Genomic DNA, 18043 nt, shown 5'->3' with positions numbered 1-18043 from the left:
CCGAAGGTGCGCCATGAAGGGAAGCAAGGGCAATCTCTACGACGATCTGAAGCGTCGCATCCTGACCATGGAACTCGATCCTGACGAGGATCTGGATGAGGTGGCGCTGAGCGAGCGTTATGGCCTGTCGCGCACGCCGGTCAGGGAAATCTTCCGCCGACTGGAGGGCGAAGGCTACATCGAGATTCGTGCGAACAGGGGCGCCCGGGTCGTTCCGATGAACCACTCGACTCTTCGACAGTTCTTCCTGGTCGCTCCCATGGTCTACGCCGCCATCGGCCGGTTGGCGGTCCAGAACTTCAAACCTTCGCAGATGTCGGACCTGAAGGACACGCAGGAGCGTTTCCGCGCCGCGAGCAAGTCCGGCGACGCACTTTCCATGGTGGTCGAGAACAACAGATTTCATGAGATCATCGGCGAGATGTCTGGCAACGCCTACCTTCAGCCGAGCCTCGGCAGGTTGCTGATCGATCACGCCCGTATCGGCCACACCTTCTTTCGCCCCCGCAATGATGACATGCGTCGGCGTTTGGGGATCGCCGTCGAACACCATGACGGCTTCATCTCGGCCATTAGCGGTCACGATGAAGACGCCGTCGTCGACCTGGTGTTCGAGCATTGGGAACTGTCGCGCGAGACGATGGAAATGTTCATCGCGCCCCAAGGCTTGAAGGCGGATGCCCTGGTCGGCGAATCCTGACGGCATCGGCATTCCATTAAGATCGACCATTTACTCTGCCCCCGCGGTTGTTCATCTGCCCCGCTGGCCGGTACGGCCTTGCGACCGCCTCCCCCTTTTCGGCACTGGTTTCTCACGGCGCTCAGGCGCAAGCGGCTCTTTCTGCTCGCGCTGAGGCTTTGCCGGCGACAGCTTTTGTCGTGTTTTCGGCCCGAACGACGCGCCGGCTCACGTTCTTCAGGCAGCAGTGTGTTATCCAATTATAAAAATTGTGTACGCAAATAATACAATTCGTTGACTCCGGCACGCCGGTATGCGATTTTGCGCGCCATTAAAGCGATCGACCGGTTTCGGGCGCTGAGGATTCTCGCAGGAGAGTTCGCAGAGGCTTTTCTGTGGCCGAAAGACGCGTCGATTGAAAACGGCTCCTCCATCGATGGAGAATTGTCCTGTCCGATTTCGCTTTCTCAGGCCTGACTCTGGCGATCACCACGCCCTTCGACGCGCAGGGCCGCATCGATTTCGGCAGGCTTGAGCAAAACATCGAGCGCTATATCGCAGCCGGCATCAGGGGCTTCGTTCTGAGTTCCGGAACGGGCATGCACGTCTACCTGTCGGCGGACGAGTCGAGGTCTCTGGTCGAGAGAGGCGCCAAGATCATCAACGGGCGCGCGAAGATCATCGTTCAGACCTCCGCGCTGCTCGCCGACGACGTTGTCGAGCGGACACGCCACGCCAAGGATTGCGGCGCCCATGGAGTCATGGTGCTGCCGCCCTTCTTCGAAGGCCCGACGGATGACCAGGGCATAATCGACTTCTACGCCGAGGCCGCAAAAGGCGGACTGCCGATCATTGGCTACAATGTGCCCCAGGCAGTGGGCGTTGCAATCACACCATCGCTGCTGAGGGAATTGTGCGCAATTCCCGGCTTCTGCACGGTCAAGGATAGCGGCGGCGATCTCGGCAAGCAGGCATCGCTCATTCCCACCGGCCTTCCGGTCATGAATGGCGCGGACCATCTGGCGGCCTACGCGCTCTACGCAGGATGCAGCGGCCTCATATGGGGCGGTGCGAATTTTGCGCCCAAGACGGCTTTGGCTCTGGTCGACGCGGCGGCCGCAAAAAATTGGGCTGAAGTGCGTGAGATCTGGGCGTCGCTCGAGCCGGTCATGTCCCTCCTTTGGGGGGGCGACTACGTGCAGTCGGTCTATGCCGCGGCCGAGTTGATCGGCTATGGCGCTGGAAGCCCCCGCAAGCCTTTGCGCGCGCTGCCCGCCGACAGAATAGCGGCTCTGCGACAGGCGCTCGGAACCCTCGTCGAGCGCGAGGCCGCCTGATGGTGAGCCGGACGGCCAAAGTCTTCGCAAGCTGCCGTCTCCCAAGGTCCGGTTTGCGAATGGAGGGAGGGCAAGGAGTGATGCCTCGTATCCGAAGCAGTTTCGCCGGACAGCGTGGGTTCGGTGCCGGTCTGTCAGACAGCCACGCGTAAAATGAGGAGAACACAATGAGAAAAATCCTATTTCCCGCCGTTGCCCTCGGGGCTCTGCTGAGCGCCGGTGCCGCGCAGGCGGCCTGCGGCGACGTTACATTGGCGGTCTTCAGCTGGCAGTCGGCCGAGGCCATGTCCAATGTCGACCAATTCATCCTGAAGAACGGCTATGGCTGCAACGCCACGACCGTTGCGGGCGACACCGTACCGACGATCACCGCGATGATCGAGAAGGGCCAGCCGGACATTTCGTCGGAATCGACGCCAAGCCTGCTTGGCGACGTCTATAAGAAGGGCGCCGCCGAGGGGCGGATCAGCCAGATCGGGACGGCTATCAGCGACGGACAGGTTTCCGGCTGGTACATTCCCAAATATGTCGCGGATGCGCATCCTGATATCAAGACCGTCGACGACGCCATGAAGCATCCGGAACTGTTTCCGGCTCCGGAAGACCCCTCGAAAGGCGGTGTTATCCAGGGGCCCCAGGGCTGGGGCGACACGGTCGTGACGGCGCAGCTCTACAAGGCCATCGACGGTGACAAGAAGGGCTTCACGCTGGTCCCGACCGGCTCGGCGGCAGCGCTCGATGGCGTTATCTCCAAGGCCTATGAACAGAAGCAGGGACTTCTCGCCCAATATTGGGCGCCGACATCGCTCCTGGTGAAATATCCGATGGTGCGCCTCGAAATGGCTCACGACGACGCCGAGTGGGCGCGCTGCACGTCGAAGCAGGACTGCCCCGATCCGAAGCCGAACTACTGGAAGCCGGCTGAAATGGTGACGCTGGCCAGCAGCAAGTTCCTGGCCCGTGACGACGTTGGGCCGGTCAAGGACTATCTCGCCAAGCGCAGCTGGACCCAGGCCGAAGTCGGCAAGGTGATGCTGTGGATGACCGACAACCAGGCCAACGGCGAGGACGGCGCGAAGTGGTTCATCAAGAAGATGCCGGACGTCTGGACCAAGTGGGTTCCGGCTGACGTCGCCGAAAAGGTCAAGGCCGCGCTCTAAAATCCGGCTACCGGGCAAGTGGGGGCTTTGAGGGCACTCAAGGCCTCCACCAGGCGGCTCGGTCTGCCGGCGTAGCCTGTATTCCCTGCTCTCGGCCCATGGCCGGCAATGTGCAGCCAAATGGCGCACTCACGATAGGGCATTGTGAAATGGATTGGCTTTTCAAATTCCCTCAACTCGATCCTGAGTTCCTGCTCGCGGTCAAGCGGGCCATCGACGGCGCGCTCAAAGCGCTGACGCGCGGCCACGGTCAATCGATCGAGGATTTCTTCTATCCGCTGCAGCGCGTTCTCATCTTCTTCGAAAACACCATCTCGAACGCGCCTTGGCCGCTGGTCGTGATCGCAATTGCGGTCATCGCCTGGTTTGCGGCACGGCGCTGGGCGGTGGTCGCAGCGGTCGTCGGAACCCTCATCGCCATCGGTCTCCTTGGCCTGTGGCAAGATGCGATGAAGACGATTTCGCTTGTCTTCACCTCGACCCTCTTCGCCATCGCCATCGGCATCCCGCTCGGCATCCTGATGAACCGCTACAAGCGCGTCGGCGGGGTCATGCAGACGGTGCTCGACGTCATGCAGACGATGCCGCCCTTCGTCTATCTCATTCCGGTCGTCATGCTGCTCGGCATCGGCCGGGTGCCGGGGTTCATCGCGGTGGTGATCTACGCCATCCCGCCTATCATCCGCCTCACCGACCTCGGCATCCGCCTGGTCGACAAGGAGGTCCTGGAGGCCGCCGACGCCTATGGCTGCTCGCGCTCGCAAAAGCTCTGGAAAGTGCAGATCCCGCTCGCCATGCCGACAATCATGGCCGGCATCAACCAGACGATCATGATGGCGCTCGGCATGGTGGTCATCGCCTCGATGATCGGCGTGCAGGGGCTCGGCCTCAACGTCCTGCAGGCCATCGCCAATCAGTATTTCACGCAAGGCATCTTCAACGGTTTTGCCATCGTCGGCATCGCGATCATCTTCGACCGCATCAGCCAGGCCTATGGCCACCGCCTGCAGAAGCACCGGGGTGCAGCACATGACTAGCAACAACGCATCGATCGAAATCCGCGACCTCTACAAGATATTCGGCAAGTCGCCGGAGAAATATGTCGAGGCGGTCCGCGGCGGCATGACCAAGGCCGAATTGTCAAAGGCGCACGGGCAAATCCTGGGTTTGAACAACATCAACATCTCCATGCCGGCCGGCAAGATCCAGGTCGTCATGGGTCTGTCGGGCTCGGGCAAGTCGACGCTGATCCGGCACATCAACCGCCTCATCGAGCCGACATCCGGCTCGATCATGATCGACGGTCGCGACGTTTTGGAAATGTCGGAGCTGGAGCTGCGGGAATTCCGCCGCAACCACACGGCGATGGTGTTCCAGCGGTTTGGCCTCTTGCCGCACCGGACCGTCATCGACAACGTCACATTCGGGCTGGAGGTGCGCGGCGTCGAAGCGGCCAAGAGCCGCGATACGGCCATGCGCTGGATCGATCGCGTCGGCCTTTCCGGCTTTGAGACGCGCTATCCGAACGAACTGTCCGGCGGCATGCAACAGCGCGTCGGGCTGGCGCGCGCGCTGAGCAACAATGCCTCGATCCTCTTGATGGACGAGGCCTACTCGGCTCTCGATCCGCTGATCCGGACCGACATGCAGACCATGCTTCTCGAATTGCAGACCGAGTTGAAGAAGACCATCGTCTTCATCACCCACGATCTCGACGAGGCGCTGCGGCTCGGCGACCAGATCGTCATCATGCGCGACGGCTCGATCATCCAGCAGGGCAACAGCCAGGATATCCTTCTGCGTCCTGCCGATGATTACATCGAGCGGTTCGTCAAGGACGTCAATCGCGGCCGCTTCATCAAGGTCGATGCCGTCATGGAACCCCCGCCGCAATCTGACGGCAGATCGCTGCCGAGTCTGAAGTCCGGCTTGACGCTCGAGACCGCCGCCAAGGAACTGACGAACTCCAATTTTGACTCGGCCTATGTCACCGGCGACGGCGGCCAGCCGCTCGGACTGATTTCGCTGCGGCAGATCACGGCGGCTCTGTCATCCGGGTCAGCCGCGTGAGGTACGCAATTCCGTTCTCGGAAAGCGATGACGCGAGAGTTTGCAAAACGCCCTGTTCGGTCGAACAGCGTATCGATCGAAACCACTCCATCAACGGAGAACTGTCTTGAAATTCGAAGGCATCTATACACCGGCGATCACGCCGCTCGGCCCCGACGGGCGGATCGACAACGCCGCTTTCGCCGACGTTCTGGAGTCGCTCATCGAAGCCAAGGTGCACGGCATCATCGTCGGCGGATCGACCGGTGAATATTATGCCCAGAGCGCCCAGGAGCGCTTCGATCTCGGTGCCTTCGCCAAGAAGGTGATCGGCACGCGCATTCCGCTGATCATCGGCACGGGCGCCATCAGAACGGAAGATTCAGTCGAATACGCCAAGGCTGCGAAAGAGATCGGCGCCGACGCTATCCTCGTCTCCTCGCCGCCATACGCCCTGCCGACCGAGCGCGAGAATGCGGTTCACGCGCTCACCGTCGACCGCGCCGCGAACCTGCCGATCATGCTCTACAACTACCCTGCCCGCATGGGCGTGATGATGGGCGAGGAGTATTTCTCCCGAGTCGGCAAGTCGCGGAACGTCATCGCCATCAAGGAGAGTTCCGGCGACATGGGCAACCTGCACAGGCTTGCCCGTAAGTTCCCGCACATCTCGCTCTCCTGCGGCTGGGACGACCAGGCGCTGGAATTCTTCGCCTGGGGCGCCAGGAGCTGGGTCTGCGCCGGCTCGAACTTCCTGCCGCGCGAGCACGTCGCGCTCTACGAGGCCTGCGTGCTCGAGAAGAACTTCGACAAGGGCCGCGCCATCATGAGCGCGATGCTGCCGCTGATGGGCTTCCTCGAATGTGGAAAGTTCGTCCAGTCGATCAAGCATGGATGCGAGCTGATCGGCCTCAAGGCAGGCGGCGTGCGGGCGCCGCTGCGCCCTCTCAATTCAGAAGAAAAGCGAACCCTTCAGACCGTCGTCGCCACCTTGAAGCGCACGGTCGCCCAGATCACGTCGGGAGCAAACCAATGCATGAGCCTTTGACCGCCGCCGAATACAAGGCACTCGCCGCGGAGATTCAGTTCCCGACCAACGCCTTTGTTGACGGGGCATTCCGTCCGGCGCATTCCGGCAAGACATTCAAGACGACCAATCCGGCGACGGGCGAAGTGCTTGCCGAGATCGCGGCATGCGATTCAACGGATGTTGATTTCGCCGTGGCCAAGGCCAGGGAAGCCTTCGACGACGGCCGCTGGCAGCACCTCGCCCCCGGCGAGCGCAAGGCCGTGCTGCTGAAGTTCGCCAAGCTCCTGGAGCGCAACCGCCACGAGCTTGCGGTCATGGAGAGCCTCGACAGCGGCAAGCCGATCCGCGAATGCCAGACCGTTGACGTGCCGGACACAATCCATACCATCCGCTGGCACGCCGAACTCATCGACAAGCTCTACGACAACACGGCGCCTGTCGGCTCGAAGGCGCTGACCATGGTGGTGCGCGAGCCGGTCGGCGTCGTCGGCTGCGTCCTGCCGTGGAACTTTCCGCTCCTGATGCTGGCCTGGAAGATCGGCCCTGCGCTGGCGGCGGGATGCTCGGTCATCGTCAAGCCCGCCCAGGAAACCACTCTCACCACGCTTCGGGTCGCCGAGCTCGCTCACGAGGCCGGCATCCCGGCTGGTGTCTTGAATGTGGTGCCGGGCGGCGGCAAGGAGGTCGGCGAGCCGATCGGCCTGCATATGGGCGTCGACATGGTGGCGTTCACCGGATCGACGCCGACTGGCCGCCGCTTCCTGCGCTATGCGGCCGATTCCAATCTCAAGCGCGTCGTGCTGGAATGCGGCGGCAAGAACCCGGCGGTGGTCCTCGACGATGCCGAGGATCTCGATCTGGTCGCCGAGCAGGTTGTCAACGGCGCGTTCTGGAACATGGGCGAGAACTGCTCGGCCACCTCGCGTCTTATTGTCCAGGCCAGCATCAAGGACGAATTGCTGCAGCGGATCGGCGCCTATATGCGCGAGTGGAAGACCGGCGACCCGCTCGACCCGGAAAACCGCATCGGCGCGCTCGTCAGCAAGAGCCATTTCGACAAGGTGAAATCCTTTCTCGCCGATGCAAAAACCGAAAAGCTCGCTCTCGCCCATGGCGGCGGCACGCAAAAAGGCATCTATGTCGAACCGGCCGTCTTTGACGGTGTTGCGCCTTCGAGCCGCCTGTTCCAGGAAGAGATCTTCGGGCCGGTCCTTTCGGTCACGACATTCAATTCGATGGCCGAGGCCATCGCGCTCGCCAACGACACCAACTACGGCCTGACCGCGTCGGTCTATACGGGGAGCCTGCGCAAGGCGATCAAGCTTTCGCGTGAAATCCGCGCCGGCGTCGTCACCGTCAACTGCTTCGGCGAAGGCGACGCGACCACTCCGTTCGGCGGCTACAAAGAGTCCGGCTTCGGCGGGCGCGACAAATCGGTCTTCGCGCACGACAACTACTGCGAATTGAAGACGGTCTGGATCGACGTCTCGGATCGCTCGGTCGACGAGACGGTCAGATGAGCGACCTCGTCGTCAAGCGCCTTCCGGCGGAATCCGGAACCTCGGGCTGGGAGGCGATCAGCAAACGCAGCTTCCTGGTCCGCACGCTTGATGGCGACACCTCCGCCGACTGGCTGATCATCGGTGGCGGCTTCGCCGGCCTTTCGGCAGCGCGACGCCTCGCCCAGCTTCGACCCGGAGACAAGATCGTCCTCTTGGAAGCCGGAGAAATCGCCAAGGGTCCGGCTGGCCGGAACTCGGGCTACATGATCGATGTGCCGCACAATCTGTCGTCGGGCGAATACTCCGTCGCCGGTGAAGCCGAAACCAGGACAGAGATCGCGCAGAACCGTTCCGCGATCTCTTTCGCTGCCGACGCCGCGGCGGAGTACGGCATGTCCGCACGCACCTTCGATCCGTCGGGCAAGATCAATGCCGCAGCGACAGAGCGCGGCATGACGCTCAATGCCAACTATGGTCACTCTCTCAAGGCCATCGGTGAACAACACCGCTTCATCGATGCCGCCGGGATGCGGGAGTTGACCGGCTCGTCTTACTACCTGGGCGGCCTCTATACGCCGGGCACGGTGATGATCCAGCCCGCCGACTATATCCGGGGGTTCGCTGCGGGGCTGGTCTCCAAAGTCGACATGTTCGAGCGCTCGCCGGTGCTCAAACTCGAACAGGTGGGTAAGACCTGGAAGGCAAGCTCGCGCAATGGGACAGTTGCCGCTCCAAAGGTGGTCCTCGGCGTCAATGGCCACATCGACGACTTTGGCTATTTCCGCGGCCGTCTGATGCACATCTTCACCTATGCGTCGATGACCGCCCCCTTCACATCGAAGTCGACTGGCAGCGACCTGTGGGCCTTGCTGCCGGCCGACCCGATGGGCGCAACGGTCAGGAAGATCTCCGCCGACGGGTCTTCGCGCATCGTCATCAGGACGCGGTTCACCTACGACTGGCCCGTTCAGGTGAGCGAGAAACGACTAGCCGGCATCGCCGCCGAGCAGCGGGCATCCCTGGACGCCAGGTTCCCGGACCTCAAGGACGTTCCGTTCGAATATGTCTGGGCCGGACGGCTCTGCCTCAGCCGCAACCATGTTCCGGCCTTCGGCGAGATCGAAGAGGGCCTCTATTCGGCATGCTGCGAGAACGGTCTTGGGACCGTCAAGAGCACGCTCGCCGGCATCATGGCCGTCGATCTCGCAACCGGCACCCGCTCGGACATGCTCAACACATTCTCGGATCAGCCACAGCCCGCGAGGCTTCCTCCCGAGCCGTTGGCGTGGCTCGGCGTGAACACCGTGATCCGTTGGCAGGAATGGCGCGCCGGCCGCGAGGGATGAGTCCTGGCCGCGCACAGCCACCACAATGATCCCTACCCCAGGCCGGGTCCTACCCAGTGCTCGGCTTACCCACGCTGCAATGCTGCTGGATGAAGTCCGACAGGAAGGTTGAAGCGTGAACGCACCTCCGATGCACAGCGATCGCCTGAGGCACTTTCGAGAATGTCCCCTCAACAACGCGGAAACCTGGATTCTCTTCGCAGAAACGTGACAGGGACTCGGTCAAGCCCGCAGCCGCATCGCACTGGGAGGATATAAGCATGTCCAGGGCGGAGGCGGGATTTTCGGTGTGGAGGAGGATTGCATTTCTAATCTGTCGCTCAAGCTGCTTTGTATACGCAGCGGTTTTGGCCGCGGCGATGCGCACCCCTCCGACGTCGACATGCCCCACGCTGCCTAGCGGGCTACTGTCTGACACCAGAAAGCTGGCGGTCACCGTGGTATAGGGGGGCGAGAAGGAGAACCTGTCGGCACGTGACGGATCGGGAGCAATGAATGCAACGTCCCACTCGTTGCCTTCGGCAGCCGCAAGAATGTCAGCGGCCGATCCGTATCGAACCAGCGACAAACAGCAGTCGAGCTCTGCCGCAAGTGCGATCGCGATCTGCACGCTCGGCCCTGCTAGAACGTCTGTCACTGGATCGAGTTGGACAAGTGCGGCATTCGACATGTTGACCGCCGCTCTGATGACTCCCGTCGGTGCGATTTCAGTGAGGAGTTCATCATGTTCCGGCATCGCGGCACGCTCCTTGCGATGCAAATCGTGCCGCGAGTGCTTCCGATCCCCTCGCCAGGACAGCGACATCGACACCAACGGCAGTAAATAGTGTTCCCAGTGAGATGCACCGTGCCGCGAACTTCTCATCCGGGGTAAGAATGCCCGCAGGCTTGCCCAACGCTTTCAGGCGTTCAATCGCGTCGACAATTGCATCGACAACCTCCGGGTGGCTCGGTTGGCCCCTGTGTCCGAAACTCGCTGCAAGGTCTGCCGGTCCTACGAATATGCCATCCACTCCCTCTGCCGATGCAATCGACTCGAGGTTGCCAAGCGCTTCCCGCGTCTCAACTTGCAGCAACAGGCAAATTTCTCGTTCCGCATTTTGCGCATAGTGCGCAACTCTGCCGAAACGAGTGGCGCGCGTCAGGGCAGAAACACCGCGAATTCCAACCGGAGGATATCGCACGGCCGCGACTGCGGCTTGCGCCTCTTCCGCGTTCTGAACGTAGGGAATGAGCAGTGTCTGAACGCCAATATCCAGGAAGCGTTTGATGAGAACGGGGTCGTTGATGGCCGGACGGACGACTGGGGAAACGTCGTATGGTGCGACCGCTTGCAATTGTGGCAGGACGGTCAGAACGTCACCCGGAGAATGTTCCGTGTCGAACAGGAGCCAATCGAAACCTGAAGGCGCGACGATTTCCGCGGCGTAGTTTCCCGGCAGGCCACACCACAGGCCGATCTGACTTTGACCAGCAAGGAGCTTCCGCTTGAACCGATTGACGGGATGTTCCAACTGGCACCTCACACGAACGACACGCCGATGGAGCCAACAGGGCCATAGTCGGCCTGGATGACATCACCTTTCGCGATATCGACAGGACGCGTGAAGGAGCCGGCCAGGACTATTTGTCCCTTCTTCAGGCCACCGCCCACAGCATGAAGTTTGTTGACCAGCCACGCTATGCCGGCTGCCGGATGTCCCATGATCGCCGCTGACACGCCCGATTCCTCGATGACGCCGTTCTTGGAAAGAGTCGCTCCGACCCAACGGATATCGATGTCCATCGGGCGAATTATACGGCCGCCAACGACGAGGGCGCCGAAAGCCGCGTTGTCCGCAATGGTGTCCGTGATCGCTCGAGGGACTTCGGTCCGGTAGTCGATAATCTCGAGCGCCGGGAGAACGAACTCGGTCGCACGCATGACGTCATAGATCCTGGCGCCGGGCCCGACGAGATCCTCACCCATGACAAAGGCCAGCTCGACCTCGAGGCGCGGCTTGATAAACAAGTCAGCCCTGATCTGCGCTCCGTCGTTGTAAAGCGCATCGTCAAGAATGCAGCCGTAGTCCGGCTCCGTCATCTTCGAAGCCATCTGCATTGCGCGTGACGTCAGGCCAATCTTATGCCCGACGATCCGTGCGCCCTTGGCTACCCTCGCCTCCGCCCACAAAGCCTGAATTCGGTAGGCGTCCTCGAGTTCGAGGTTCGGGTAGGTCTTGCTGGGCTGTATGATCGGCTTGCGCTCGATTTCAGCTTTGAGCAGCGCGTCTGCCGCGGCCCAGCGTTCTTCTTCGGTGATCATATCGTTTGCTCTGCTAATCGTGATTTATTTGATCGGGGGACGCGGCAAAACGGCTTCGCCGGGCTCCATGGCATAGGTGTAGTCGAGCGAGAACCACGGACCAGGAATATCCGCTTCGGTCGGATGGGGCTCCTCATGACGAAGGAAGTCGCCGGTCAGCGCTGCCGTGACACCGAACTGAACATCGGAGTCGATGTTCGGGTCGCTGGGGTCGAAGACCTGGGAAATCAGCGTCTTGTATCCATGCTTGAAGATCAGTGCGTGCAGGTGCGCTGGTCGGTACGGATGGCGTCCCTGAGCTTTGAGCAGGCGTCCGACCACGCCATCGACCGGTATCGGATACCCGACCATCTTGACGGTCCTGAACCAGAACCGACCTTGCTCGTTGGTCGTGAATTTGCCGCGCAAGTTCATCTCGACCTGGTCCGGGTCCTGGTTTTCATAAAGACCGACGGGAGATGCATGCCAGACATCCACTTCGGCGCCGGCAATTGGCTTACCGTCGCGGTCAACGACCTTGGCATGCACGAACAAGGGAGTGCCCGGCGTCTCGGATCGGATGATCGACCCGCCATTTTCGACTCGCGGAGAGTTGAGGCGCCAGAATGGGCCCAACAGCGACTGGGAGGTCTCAGTCTGTCCTCTGTCGCCATTGTTCAGCAGGCAGACAAGTGAAGACACGCCAAGAGAACCGGCCATCAGCACAAACTCGTTGTGGTGATCAGTATGCAGCTGCCCAATCTCGTTCAGCATGGCTGTCGCCTCCCGAAACTCGACCTCAGTCAGTCGAACCTCGCGCACGAAAGCATGAAGATGCATGACCATCGACACGAGGATTTCTCGCAGGCGGGGGTCTTCAGTGCGATTCATCACAGCGAGGACGGCTGGCGTCAGATCGCCTTCAGTTTTGATCACCATGTGGGGCTACCTCCCGATTTGCCCGAATATCCAAATAATCGATTATCTGTCAAGGCCGCCGCCGCGCAATATCACCACACCAAGATGCCGAAAGGATCGGGATGGAAACATCTATCTACTTGATTTAAATAGCTTTTATCGCAAGAAATGAGATTATCGCTTGGCTTTTTTGCAAATTTCGGCACGCCGACGTTGACAGGAATAATCGTTTATAATACCCATCATCGACGATCAATTTCGGGAGCCTGGACAATGGTACCGCATGATGACGGCGCATCTGCCCCGCCGGCAGAAGATGCTCCATCGTCTTCTGGCTTTCTCGATGACGGCAAAAACACGATTGGGAGCCAGCTTGCATCCCGTCTTCGTGAGGCGATCATCTCCGGCGAGCTTCAGGCCGGCAGCAAGATCAATCTCGACAAGGCACGCAAGACGTTCAACGTAAGCCTCAGTCCGCTGCGTGAAGGGTTGGCGCGGCTGATATCGGACGGTCTGGTGGAGTTCGAGGACAATCGCGGCTACCGCGTTTCATCAATCTCCTTGGCCAATCTGGAAGAGATCACCGTCCTGCGCGAAGAACTCGAAGTCTTTGCGCTTCGCGAGTCCATGCGGATCGGCGATGTGGAGTGGGAAGGCAACGTCATGCGCGCGCTGCATCGCCTTAACCGCACTGAGCGTGACGCGGCCCGCCCCGAGACACTCGAGCGCTGGGAAGAGCTCCACCGCGAATTCCATCTGACACTTATATCCGGCTGCGGGAAGCCGATCCTGCTCCATTTCTGCAGCCTGCTGCTTAATCTCAACGACCGTTATCGCCGGGTGTTTCTGACCCGCACGTCGGGTGACCGCAACGTCAGCCAGGAGCACAGTGAGATCGCTCAGGGAGCCGTCGCCCGGGATCTGGACTATGCGTGCGATATGTTGCGTCAGCATATTCACCGCACTGGAACCAATCTGCGCAATCACCTTGCGACAAAGGGGACCTGGTGATGACCGTCGCGACGCCAGGGCCGCGCCTTGAACTGGGCGTGGCGCACTTTTCATCGATCGGGCTGCCGCCCAAGGAATTCGCGGTGATAGCTGCTCGGGCGGGTTTTGCGTCGATAGGGCTTCGTCTGCACCCCGCCTTTCCCGGAGCCCCTTTCTACGAGTTGCCGGTGGGCAGCCACAGTGCCCAGGAATTCAAGGCAATTGCCGATGGCGAAGGCATCAAGATATTCGATATCGAGTTCTTCGTGATCGACGAGAGGTTCGTTGCGGCCTCCCATGAGGCGACCGTGGCGGCCGCCGCGAACATAGGGGCGCGCCGGCTGAGTGTTTGCGGCGATGATCGAGACGGCGGCCGTCTTGCCACAAACCTTTCAGAGTTTTGCGCCGTCGCGGCGCGATATGGCATGTCAGTCGACATCGAAAACATGGGCTGGCGGACGGTAAGGACCTTTCGGGACAGCGTAGAGGTCTTGAATGCCTGTCGAGCAGAGAACGCCGGTGCCCTCGTTGACGGGATTCACTTCTTCCGAAACGGAGCCTCGATCGACGAGCTTCGCGCAAATGCAGGGAAGGTAAAACACATCCAGCTTTGCGACGCCCGCGGTCCTGCGCCCAAAACATCGGACGCAATGATCGCCGAGGCGAGAAGCGGTAGGTTCGCTCCTGGAGAGGGCGAACTGCCATTGGAGGACCTCTGTGCGGCAACTGAATACGGCGCTGCTATCTCGGTCGAAGTGCCACTCGTCGGGTCGGTCGACCCGGAGGCACATCTAAAGCATCTGCATGCCAGCGCACTGGGAATTTTGAAACCGGATCATTGATCCGGCGCCGACACGGCCTAGGCCGGTCAGGAGGAGGAAGTCTTAAATGCGGTATACGTTCGATTTCGGTGCGGTCCTCGACCGCGCCCCGGAATTGCTATGGGGTTCGCTTGGAACGGTTGGCCTTGCGTTAGCTGGGATGCTCCTCGCACTCGTCATCGGGCTCCTGGGCGTCGTTGCAAAGAATTCCAAGAGCGAGATCACCCGGGCTGCCGTGATCGTGTTCGTCGAGGTTGTGCGCAATACGCCATTCCTGGTGCAGATCTTCTTCATATATTTTGCCCTTCCTCTCATGGGCATCCGCCTCAATCCGACCGTCACGGCAATCATTGCCCTCGGCATCAATGGTGGGGCCTACGCAATCGAGATCATCCGCGGCGGGATCGAGAGCGTTTCGCGCGGCCAGATCGAGGCAGGTTTCGCACTTGGTCTTCACAAGGCGGATGTCTTCCGGCTCATCGTGCTCAAGCCGGCGCTGCGGGCGATTTATCCCTCGCTCACAAGCCAGTTCATCATGCTGACACTGACAACGTCCGTCTGCACGTCGATCGCCGCCTATGAGCTGACCTCGGCCGCCCAGCGCATTGAGTCTGACACCTTCCGCAGCTTCGAAGTCTATTTCACGGTGACCGCTATCTACCTGGCCATCTCAAGCCTGATGATGGGCCTTTTTGCGCTCATTTCTCGCCACTACTTCAACTACCCGACGCGATAGGAAGCAGCCATGGGTCCCATCGGAGAAGATCAATTTCTCTTTTTGATGCAGGGTTTGAAATGGACCCTGCTGCTTGCGATCGTGGGCTTCATCGGTGGGGGGATATTCGGAATCCTGATCGCGCTCCTGCGCACCTCGAAGAACAAGGTCGCTCGCACGATCACCGCAGGGTATATCGGCGTCTTCCAGGGCACGCCCCTTCTGATGCAGCTCTTCGTTGTCTATTACGGCGTTGCGCTGTTGGGCATCGACGTTAACGCGTGGATCGCGGTCGCAGTCGCCTTCACGCTCCATGCCAGCGCCTTCCTGGGCGAGATCTGGCGCGGCTCCATCGAGGCTGTGCCGAAGGGCCAGACGGAAGCCGCCAACGCCCTCGGTCTGCATTATGTCTCACGGATGAAAGACGTCATCCTGCCGCAGGCCCTGAAAATTTCGATGCCCGCCACGATCGGCTTCCTTGTCCAGCTCACCAAGGGCACGTCGCTGGCAGCAATCGTCGGCTTCATTGAACTGACCCGCGCCGGCCAGATCATTTCGAACCAGACCTATCGTCCGCTGCTCGCCTTCGGGATTGTCGGCGCAATCTACTTCATCATTTGCTGGCCGCTCTCCCATGCGGGAAGTCGCCTTGAAAAACGGATGGCGAAAGCTGCCCGCTAACCGCTTCGCTCGAAGCAAAACTCGTAAGGAGGAGAATAGCATGCATAACAGTCGTAGGATTTTTCTTGGAATTGCACTGGCAACTATTGCCTTCGCAACCATTGGCACTGCGGCCGCCTCTGCGGCAACTTTAGAGGAAATCAAGGCAAAGGGCACGCTCGTGGTCGGCATCCAGGGCGACAATGCGCCATGGGGATTCGTCAACACAAGCGGCGCGCAGGACGGCTTCGACGCTGACATCGCCAACCTTTTTGCCAAGGAATTGGGCGTGAAGGTTCAATTCCAGCCGCTCGCCGTTGCCAACCGAATTCCGGCGCTTACCACCGGCAAGGTCGACATCCTGTTCGCAACGATGGCGATGACGGAAGAACGCGCGAAAGCAATTCAGTACAGCAAGCCTTACGCCGCCAACACGATTTCGCTGTATGCTGCCAAATCCGACACCGTTACGAAGCCTGAGGACGTTGCAGGATGGGAGATCGGCGTTCCGAAATCCAGTTCGCAGGACAAGGCAGTAACGAACGCCGTCGGATCCACCGCAACGGTTCGCCGCTTTGATGACGACGCCGCAACCATCCAGGCCCTGGTCTCCGGACAGGTAAAGGCGGTTGGCGGCAACCAGTTCTATGGTCAGCGTCTGGATGCGGCGAGTGCCGGCACGTACGAGCGCAAGATTAACTTTTTGACGACCTACAACGGCGTCGGTACCCGTCTCGGCGAGAAGGACTGGAACGAAGCCGTCAACGCCTTCATCGACAAGATCAAGGCCAATGGTGAGCTCGCCGCCATTACGAAGAAGTGGATGGCGATCGATCTGCCGCAGTTCCCGGAATCCATTCCGAACATCCCGTTCACCGTGCAGTAAAAGCCCAAATGGAGGGTTCCGTGCTCACCGCAAAAGATCAATCGACGCTGATTTCCCTTGAGGATGTGCAGAAGTGGTACGGCACTTTCCATGCCTTGAAATCGATCAGTTTGTCGGTCCGCAAAGGCGAAAAGATCGTCCTCTGCGGGCCGTCAGGCTCCGGGAAATCAACGTTAATCCGCTGCATCAATGCCCTCGAGACGATCGAGGAAGGCCAGATCGTCGTCGAGGGTCACGTACTGGACGGAAGCACCAAATCGATCGACGCTGTACGTCGCGAAGTGGGAATGGTCTTCCAGAGCTTCAATCTCTTCCCCCACATAACGGTACTTCAGAACTGTACCCTCGCCCCAATGCGTGTTCGTGGCGTAAGCCACGCTGACGCAGAGCGACTGGCTAGAAAATATCTCGAGCGCGTTCGAATCCTTGACCAGGCGGACAAATATCCCGCGCAGCTATCGGGCGGACAACAGCAACGCGTCGCCATCGCCCGCGCGCTCTGCATGGAGCCGAAGGTCATGCTCTTCGACGAACCGACCTCTGCCCTCGATCCCGAAATGGTGAAAGAGGTGCTCGACACCATGATCGGGCTCGCCCGCGACGGCATGACGATGATCTGTGTCACGCACGAAATGGGGTTTGCCCGTCAGGTCGCTGACCGTGTCATCTTCATGGACTCCGGAGAAATCGTCGAAGAGGCCGAACCGGAAGTCTTCTTCAAGTCTCCCGAGCACCAGCGCACGAAAACCTTCCTCGGTGAAATCCTGGCCCATCACTGACTTTCGAAAGCGATGCAAATGCACGACAAGAAATTCCTCGTGGGGCTGATCGGTGCTGACATCCAAATGTCAAAGTCCCCGGCCCTTCACGAAGTGGAGGGGCGACGCCAGGGCCTCGATTACCGTTACGAGCTTCTCGACTTCGCCGAGCGAGGCCTTCCCGCCTCCGCGCTGCCGGACCTGCTGGACGAGGAAGAGCAGCGCGGTTTTGCCGGCAGTAACATTACACATCCGTGCAAGCAGACAGTGATCGCCCACCTCAATCGCCTTTCCGAGGATGCAAAGATGCTCGGTGCGGTCAACACCGTGGTCTTCCGCAACGGCGAGAGGATCGGCCACAACACGGATTGGTACGGTTTCTACGAGAATTTCCAGCGCGGCCTTCCGAACGTCGCGAAGTCGCATGCCGTCCTGCTTGGTGCCGGCGGCGCCGGTGTCGCCGTGGCGCATGCCGCCATCAAGCTCGGTATTGAGAGATTATCGATCTTTGACCAGGATTCAAAACGGGCAGAAACGTTGGCTCAGCAGTTGAACGATCGGTTCTCGTGGGATTGCGCGCGTGCCACGACGGATGTCGGCACCGCCCTGCGCTCCGCGGACGGCCTTATCCACGCGACGCCGACGGGTATGAAGAGCCATCCTGGTTTGCCGATCGATGCGGAATGGCTTCTGCCACGCCATTGGGTGGCCGACATTGTCTATATGCCGCTCGTCACAGAGCTCCTTGCTCTCGCCGAAGGAAAAGGCTGCCGGACCCTTCGGGGCGGCGGCATGACCGTCTACCAGGCAGCAGCGGCGTTCGAATTGTTCACCGGGATAGCACCGGACGCAGAGCGCATGTCCCTTCACTTTACGGACCTATGCCGCCTGTCGGCTTGATGGGGATA

The 18043-nt window shown here is 60.3% G+C and carries 19 protein-coding genes; 15 read left to right on the top strand and 4 right to left on the bottom strand.

Annotation, left to right across the window (positions count from 1 at the left end; translation table 11 throughout):
* Window positions 1–13: 13 nt before the first annotated feature.
* The 8 genes from EJ067_RS27145 to EJ067_RS27110 all read left to right on the top strand — a co-directional run bounded on the left by EJ067_RS27145 (window position 14) and on the right by EJ067_RS27110 (window position 9103).
* Window positions 14–700, top strand: coding sequence for a GntR family transcriptional regulator (locus EJ067_RS27145; RefSeq protein ID WP_126088238.1), 687 nt, complete (start codon window positions 14–16; stop codon window positions 698–700).
* Window positions 701–1128: 428 nt separating this feature from the next.
* Window positions 1129–2016, top strand: a complete 888-nt coding sequence (locus EJ067_RS27140; protein ID WP_126088237.1) for a dihydrodipicolinate synthase family protein — start codon at window positions 1129–1131, stop codon at window positions 2014–2016.
* Window positions 2017–2183: 167 nt separating this feature from the next.
* A complete protein-coding gene (locus EJ067_RS27135) occupies window positions 2184–3176 on the top strand; it encodes a glycine betaine ABC transporter substrate-binding protein (protein ID WP_126088236.1) in 993 nt (330 codons plus the stop codon).
* Between the two features lie 149 nt (window positions 3177–3325).
* The gene (locus tag EJ067_RS27130) at window positions 3326–4213 is read left to right on the top strand and encodes a proline/glycine betaine ABC transporter permease (protein WP_126088235.1); all 888 of its coding nucleotides are present in this window, start codon (window positions 3326–3328) and stop codon (window positions 4211–4213) included.
* Window positions 4206–5246: a glycine betaine/L-proline ABC transporter ATP-binding protein gene (locus EJ067_RS27125; protein WP_126088234.1), complete on the top strand. Its 1041-nt coding sequence runs from the start codon at window positions 4206–4208 to the stop codon at window positions 5244–5246. The genes EJ067_RS27130 and EJ067_RS27125 overlap by 8 nt, the downstream gene beginning before the upstream one ends.
* Before the next feature lie 106 nt (window positions 5247–5352).
* Window positions 5353–6273 (top strand): dihydrodipicolinate synthase family protein, encoded by a 921-nt coding sequence (locus EJ067_RS27120; RefSeq protein ID WP_126088233.1) that lies wholly within the window; start codon window positions 5353–5355, stop codon window positions 6271–6273.
* On the top strand, window positions 6258–7775 hold the full coding sequence (locus EJ067_RS27115; protein WP_126088232.1) for an aldehyde dehydrogenase: 1518 nt from the start codon (window positions 6258–6260) through the stop codon (window positions 7773–7775). The genes EJ067_RS27120 and EJ067_RS27115 overlap by 16 nt, the downstream gene beginning before the upstream one ends.
* Window positions 7772–9103, top strand: a complete 1332-nt coding sequence (locus tag EJ067_RS27110; protein ID WP_126088231.1) for an FAD-binding oxidoreductase — start codon at window positions 7772–7774, stop codon at window positions 9101–9103. The genes EJ067_RS27115 and EJ067_RS27110 overlap by 4 nt, the downstream gene beginning before the upstream one ends.
* Before the next feature lie 49 nt (window positions 9104–9152).
* On the opposite strand, the gene EJ067_RS27105 is transcribed toward EJ067_RS27110, so the two are convergent.
* Genes EJ067_RS27105 through EJ067_RS27090 form a run of 4 tightly spaced genes read right to left on the bottom strand, consistent with a single transcriptional unit; the run spans window position 9153 to window position 12326 of the window.
* Window positions 9153–9839: a transporter substrate-binding domain-containing protein gene (locus EJ067_RS27105; RefSeq protein WP_126088230.1), complete on the bottom strand. Its 687-nt coding sequence runs from the start codon at window positions 9837–9839 to the stop codon at window positions 9153–9155.
* On the bottom strand, window positions 9826–10617 hold the full coding sequence (gene hpaI, locus EJ067_RS27100; protein WP_126088229.1) for a 4-hydroxy-2-oxoheptanedioate aldolase: 792 nt from the start codon (window positions 10615–10617) through the stop codon (window positions 9826–9828). Before hpaI ends, EJ067_RS27105 begins: the two co-directional genes overlap by 14 nt.
* Before the next feature lie 8 nt (window positions 10618–10625).
* A complete protein-coding gene (locus tag EJ067_RS27095; RefSeq protein ID WP_126088228.1) occupies window positions 10626–11408 on the bottom strand; it encodes a fumarylacetoacetate hydrolase family protein in 783 nt (260 codons plus the stop codon).
* Window positions 11409–11432: 24 nt separating this feature from the next.
* Window positions 11433–12326 carry an intradiol ring-cleavage dioxygenase gene (locus tag EJ067_RS27090; RefSeq protein ID WP_126088227.1) on the bottom strand — a complete coding sequence of 298 codons (894 nt, stop codon included), beginning with the start codon at window positions 12324–12326 and terminating at the stop codon, window positions 11433–11435.
* A 252-nt stretch (window positions 12327–12578) separates the two neighbouring features.
* Between EJ067_RS27090 and EJ067_RS27085 the strand changes: the two genes are divergently transcribed.
* Genes EJ067_RS27085 through EJ067_RS27055 form a run of 7 tightly spaced genes read left to right on the top strand, consistent with a single transcriptional unit; the run spans window position 12579 to window position 18035 of the window.
* On the top strand, window positions 12579–13316 hold the full coding sequence (locus tag EJ067_RS27085; protein ID WP_126088226.1) for a GntR family transcriptional regulator: 738 nt from the start codon (window positions 12579–12581) through the stop codon (window positions 13314–13316).
* Window positions 13316–14137, top strand: a complete 822-nt coding sequence (locus EJ067_RS27080) for a sugar phosphate isomerase/epimerase (RefSeq protein ID WP_126088225.1) — start codon at window positions 13316–13318, stop codon at window positions 14135–14137. Before EJ067_RS27085 ends, EJ067_RS27080 begins: the two co-directional genes overlap by 1 nt.
* 46 nt (window positions 14138–14183) lie before the next feature.
* Complete coding sequence (locus EJ067_RS27075; RefSeq protein WP_126088224.1) at window positions 14184–14852, top strand: amino acid ABC transporter permease; 669 nt, start codon at window positions 14184–14186, stop codon at window positions 14850–14852.
* A gap of 9 nt (window positions 14853–14861) precedes the next feature.
* Window positions 14862–15512, top strand: coding sequence for an amino acid ABC transporter permease (locus EJ067_RS27070; RefSeq protein WP_126088223.1), 651 nt, complete (start codon window positions 14862–14864; stop codon window positions 15510–15512).
* Window positions 15513–15552: 40 nt separating this feature from the next.
* Window positions 15553–16377 carry a transporter substrate-binding domain-containing protein gene (locus EJ067_RS27065; RefSeq protein WP_126088222.1) on the top strand — a complete coding sequence of 275 codons (825 nt, stop codon included), beginning with the start codon at window positions 15553–15555 and terminating at the stop codon, window positions 16375–16377.
* A gap of 8 nt (window positions 16378–16385) precedes the next feature.
* Window positions 16386–17156 (top strand): amino acid ABC transporter ATP-binding protein, encoded by a 771-nt coding sequence (locus EJ067_RS27060; protein ID WP_126088221.1) that lies wholly within the window; start codon window positions 16386–16388, stop codon window positions 17154–17156.
* Between the two features lie 18 nt (window positions 17157–17174).
* Window positions 17175–18035, top strand: coding sequence for a shikimate dehydrogenase (locus EJ067_RS27055; RefSeq protein WP_189510123.1), 861 nt, complete (start codon window positions 17175–17177; stop codon window positions 18033–18035).
* The last annotated feature ends 8 nt before the right edge of the window (window positions 18036–18043 follow it).

Origin of the sequence: Mesorhizobium sp. M1D.F.Ca.ET.043.01.1.1 (assembly GCF_003952385.1) — a bacterium.
Lineage (GTDB): Bacteria > Pseudomonadota > Alphaproteobacteria > Rhizobiales > Rhizobiaceae > Mesorhizobium.
The sequence above is the reverse complement of the archived record's forward strand: the minus strand, read 5'-3'. Positions and strand labels throughout refer to the sequence as shown.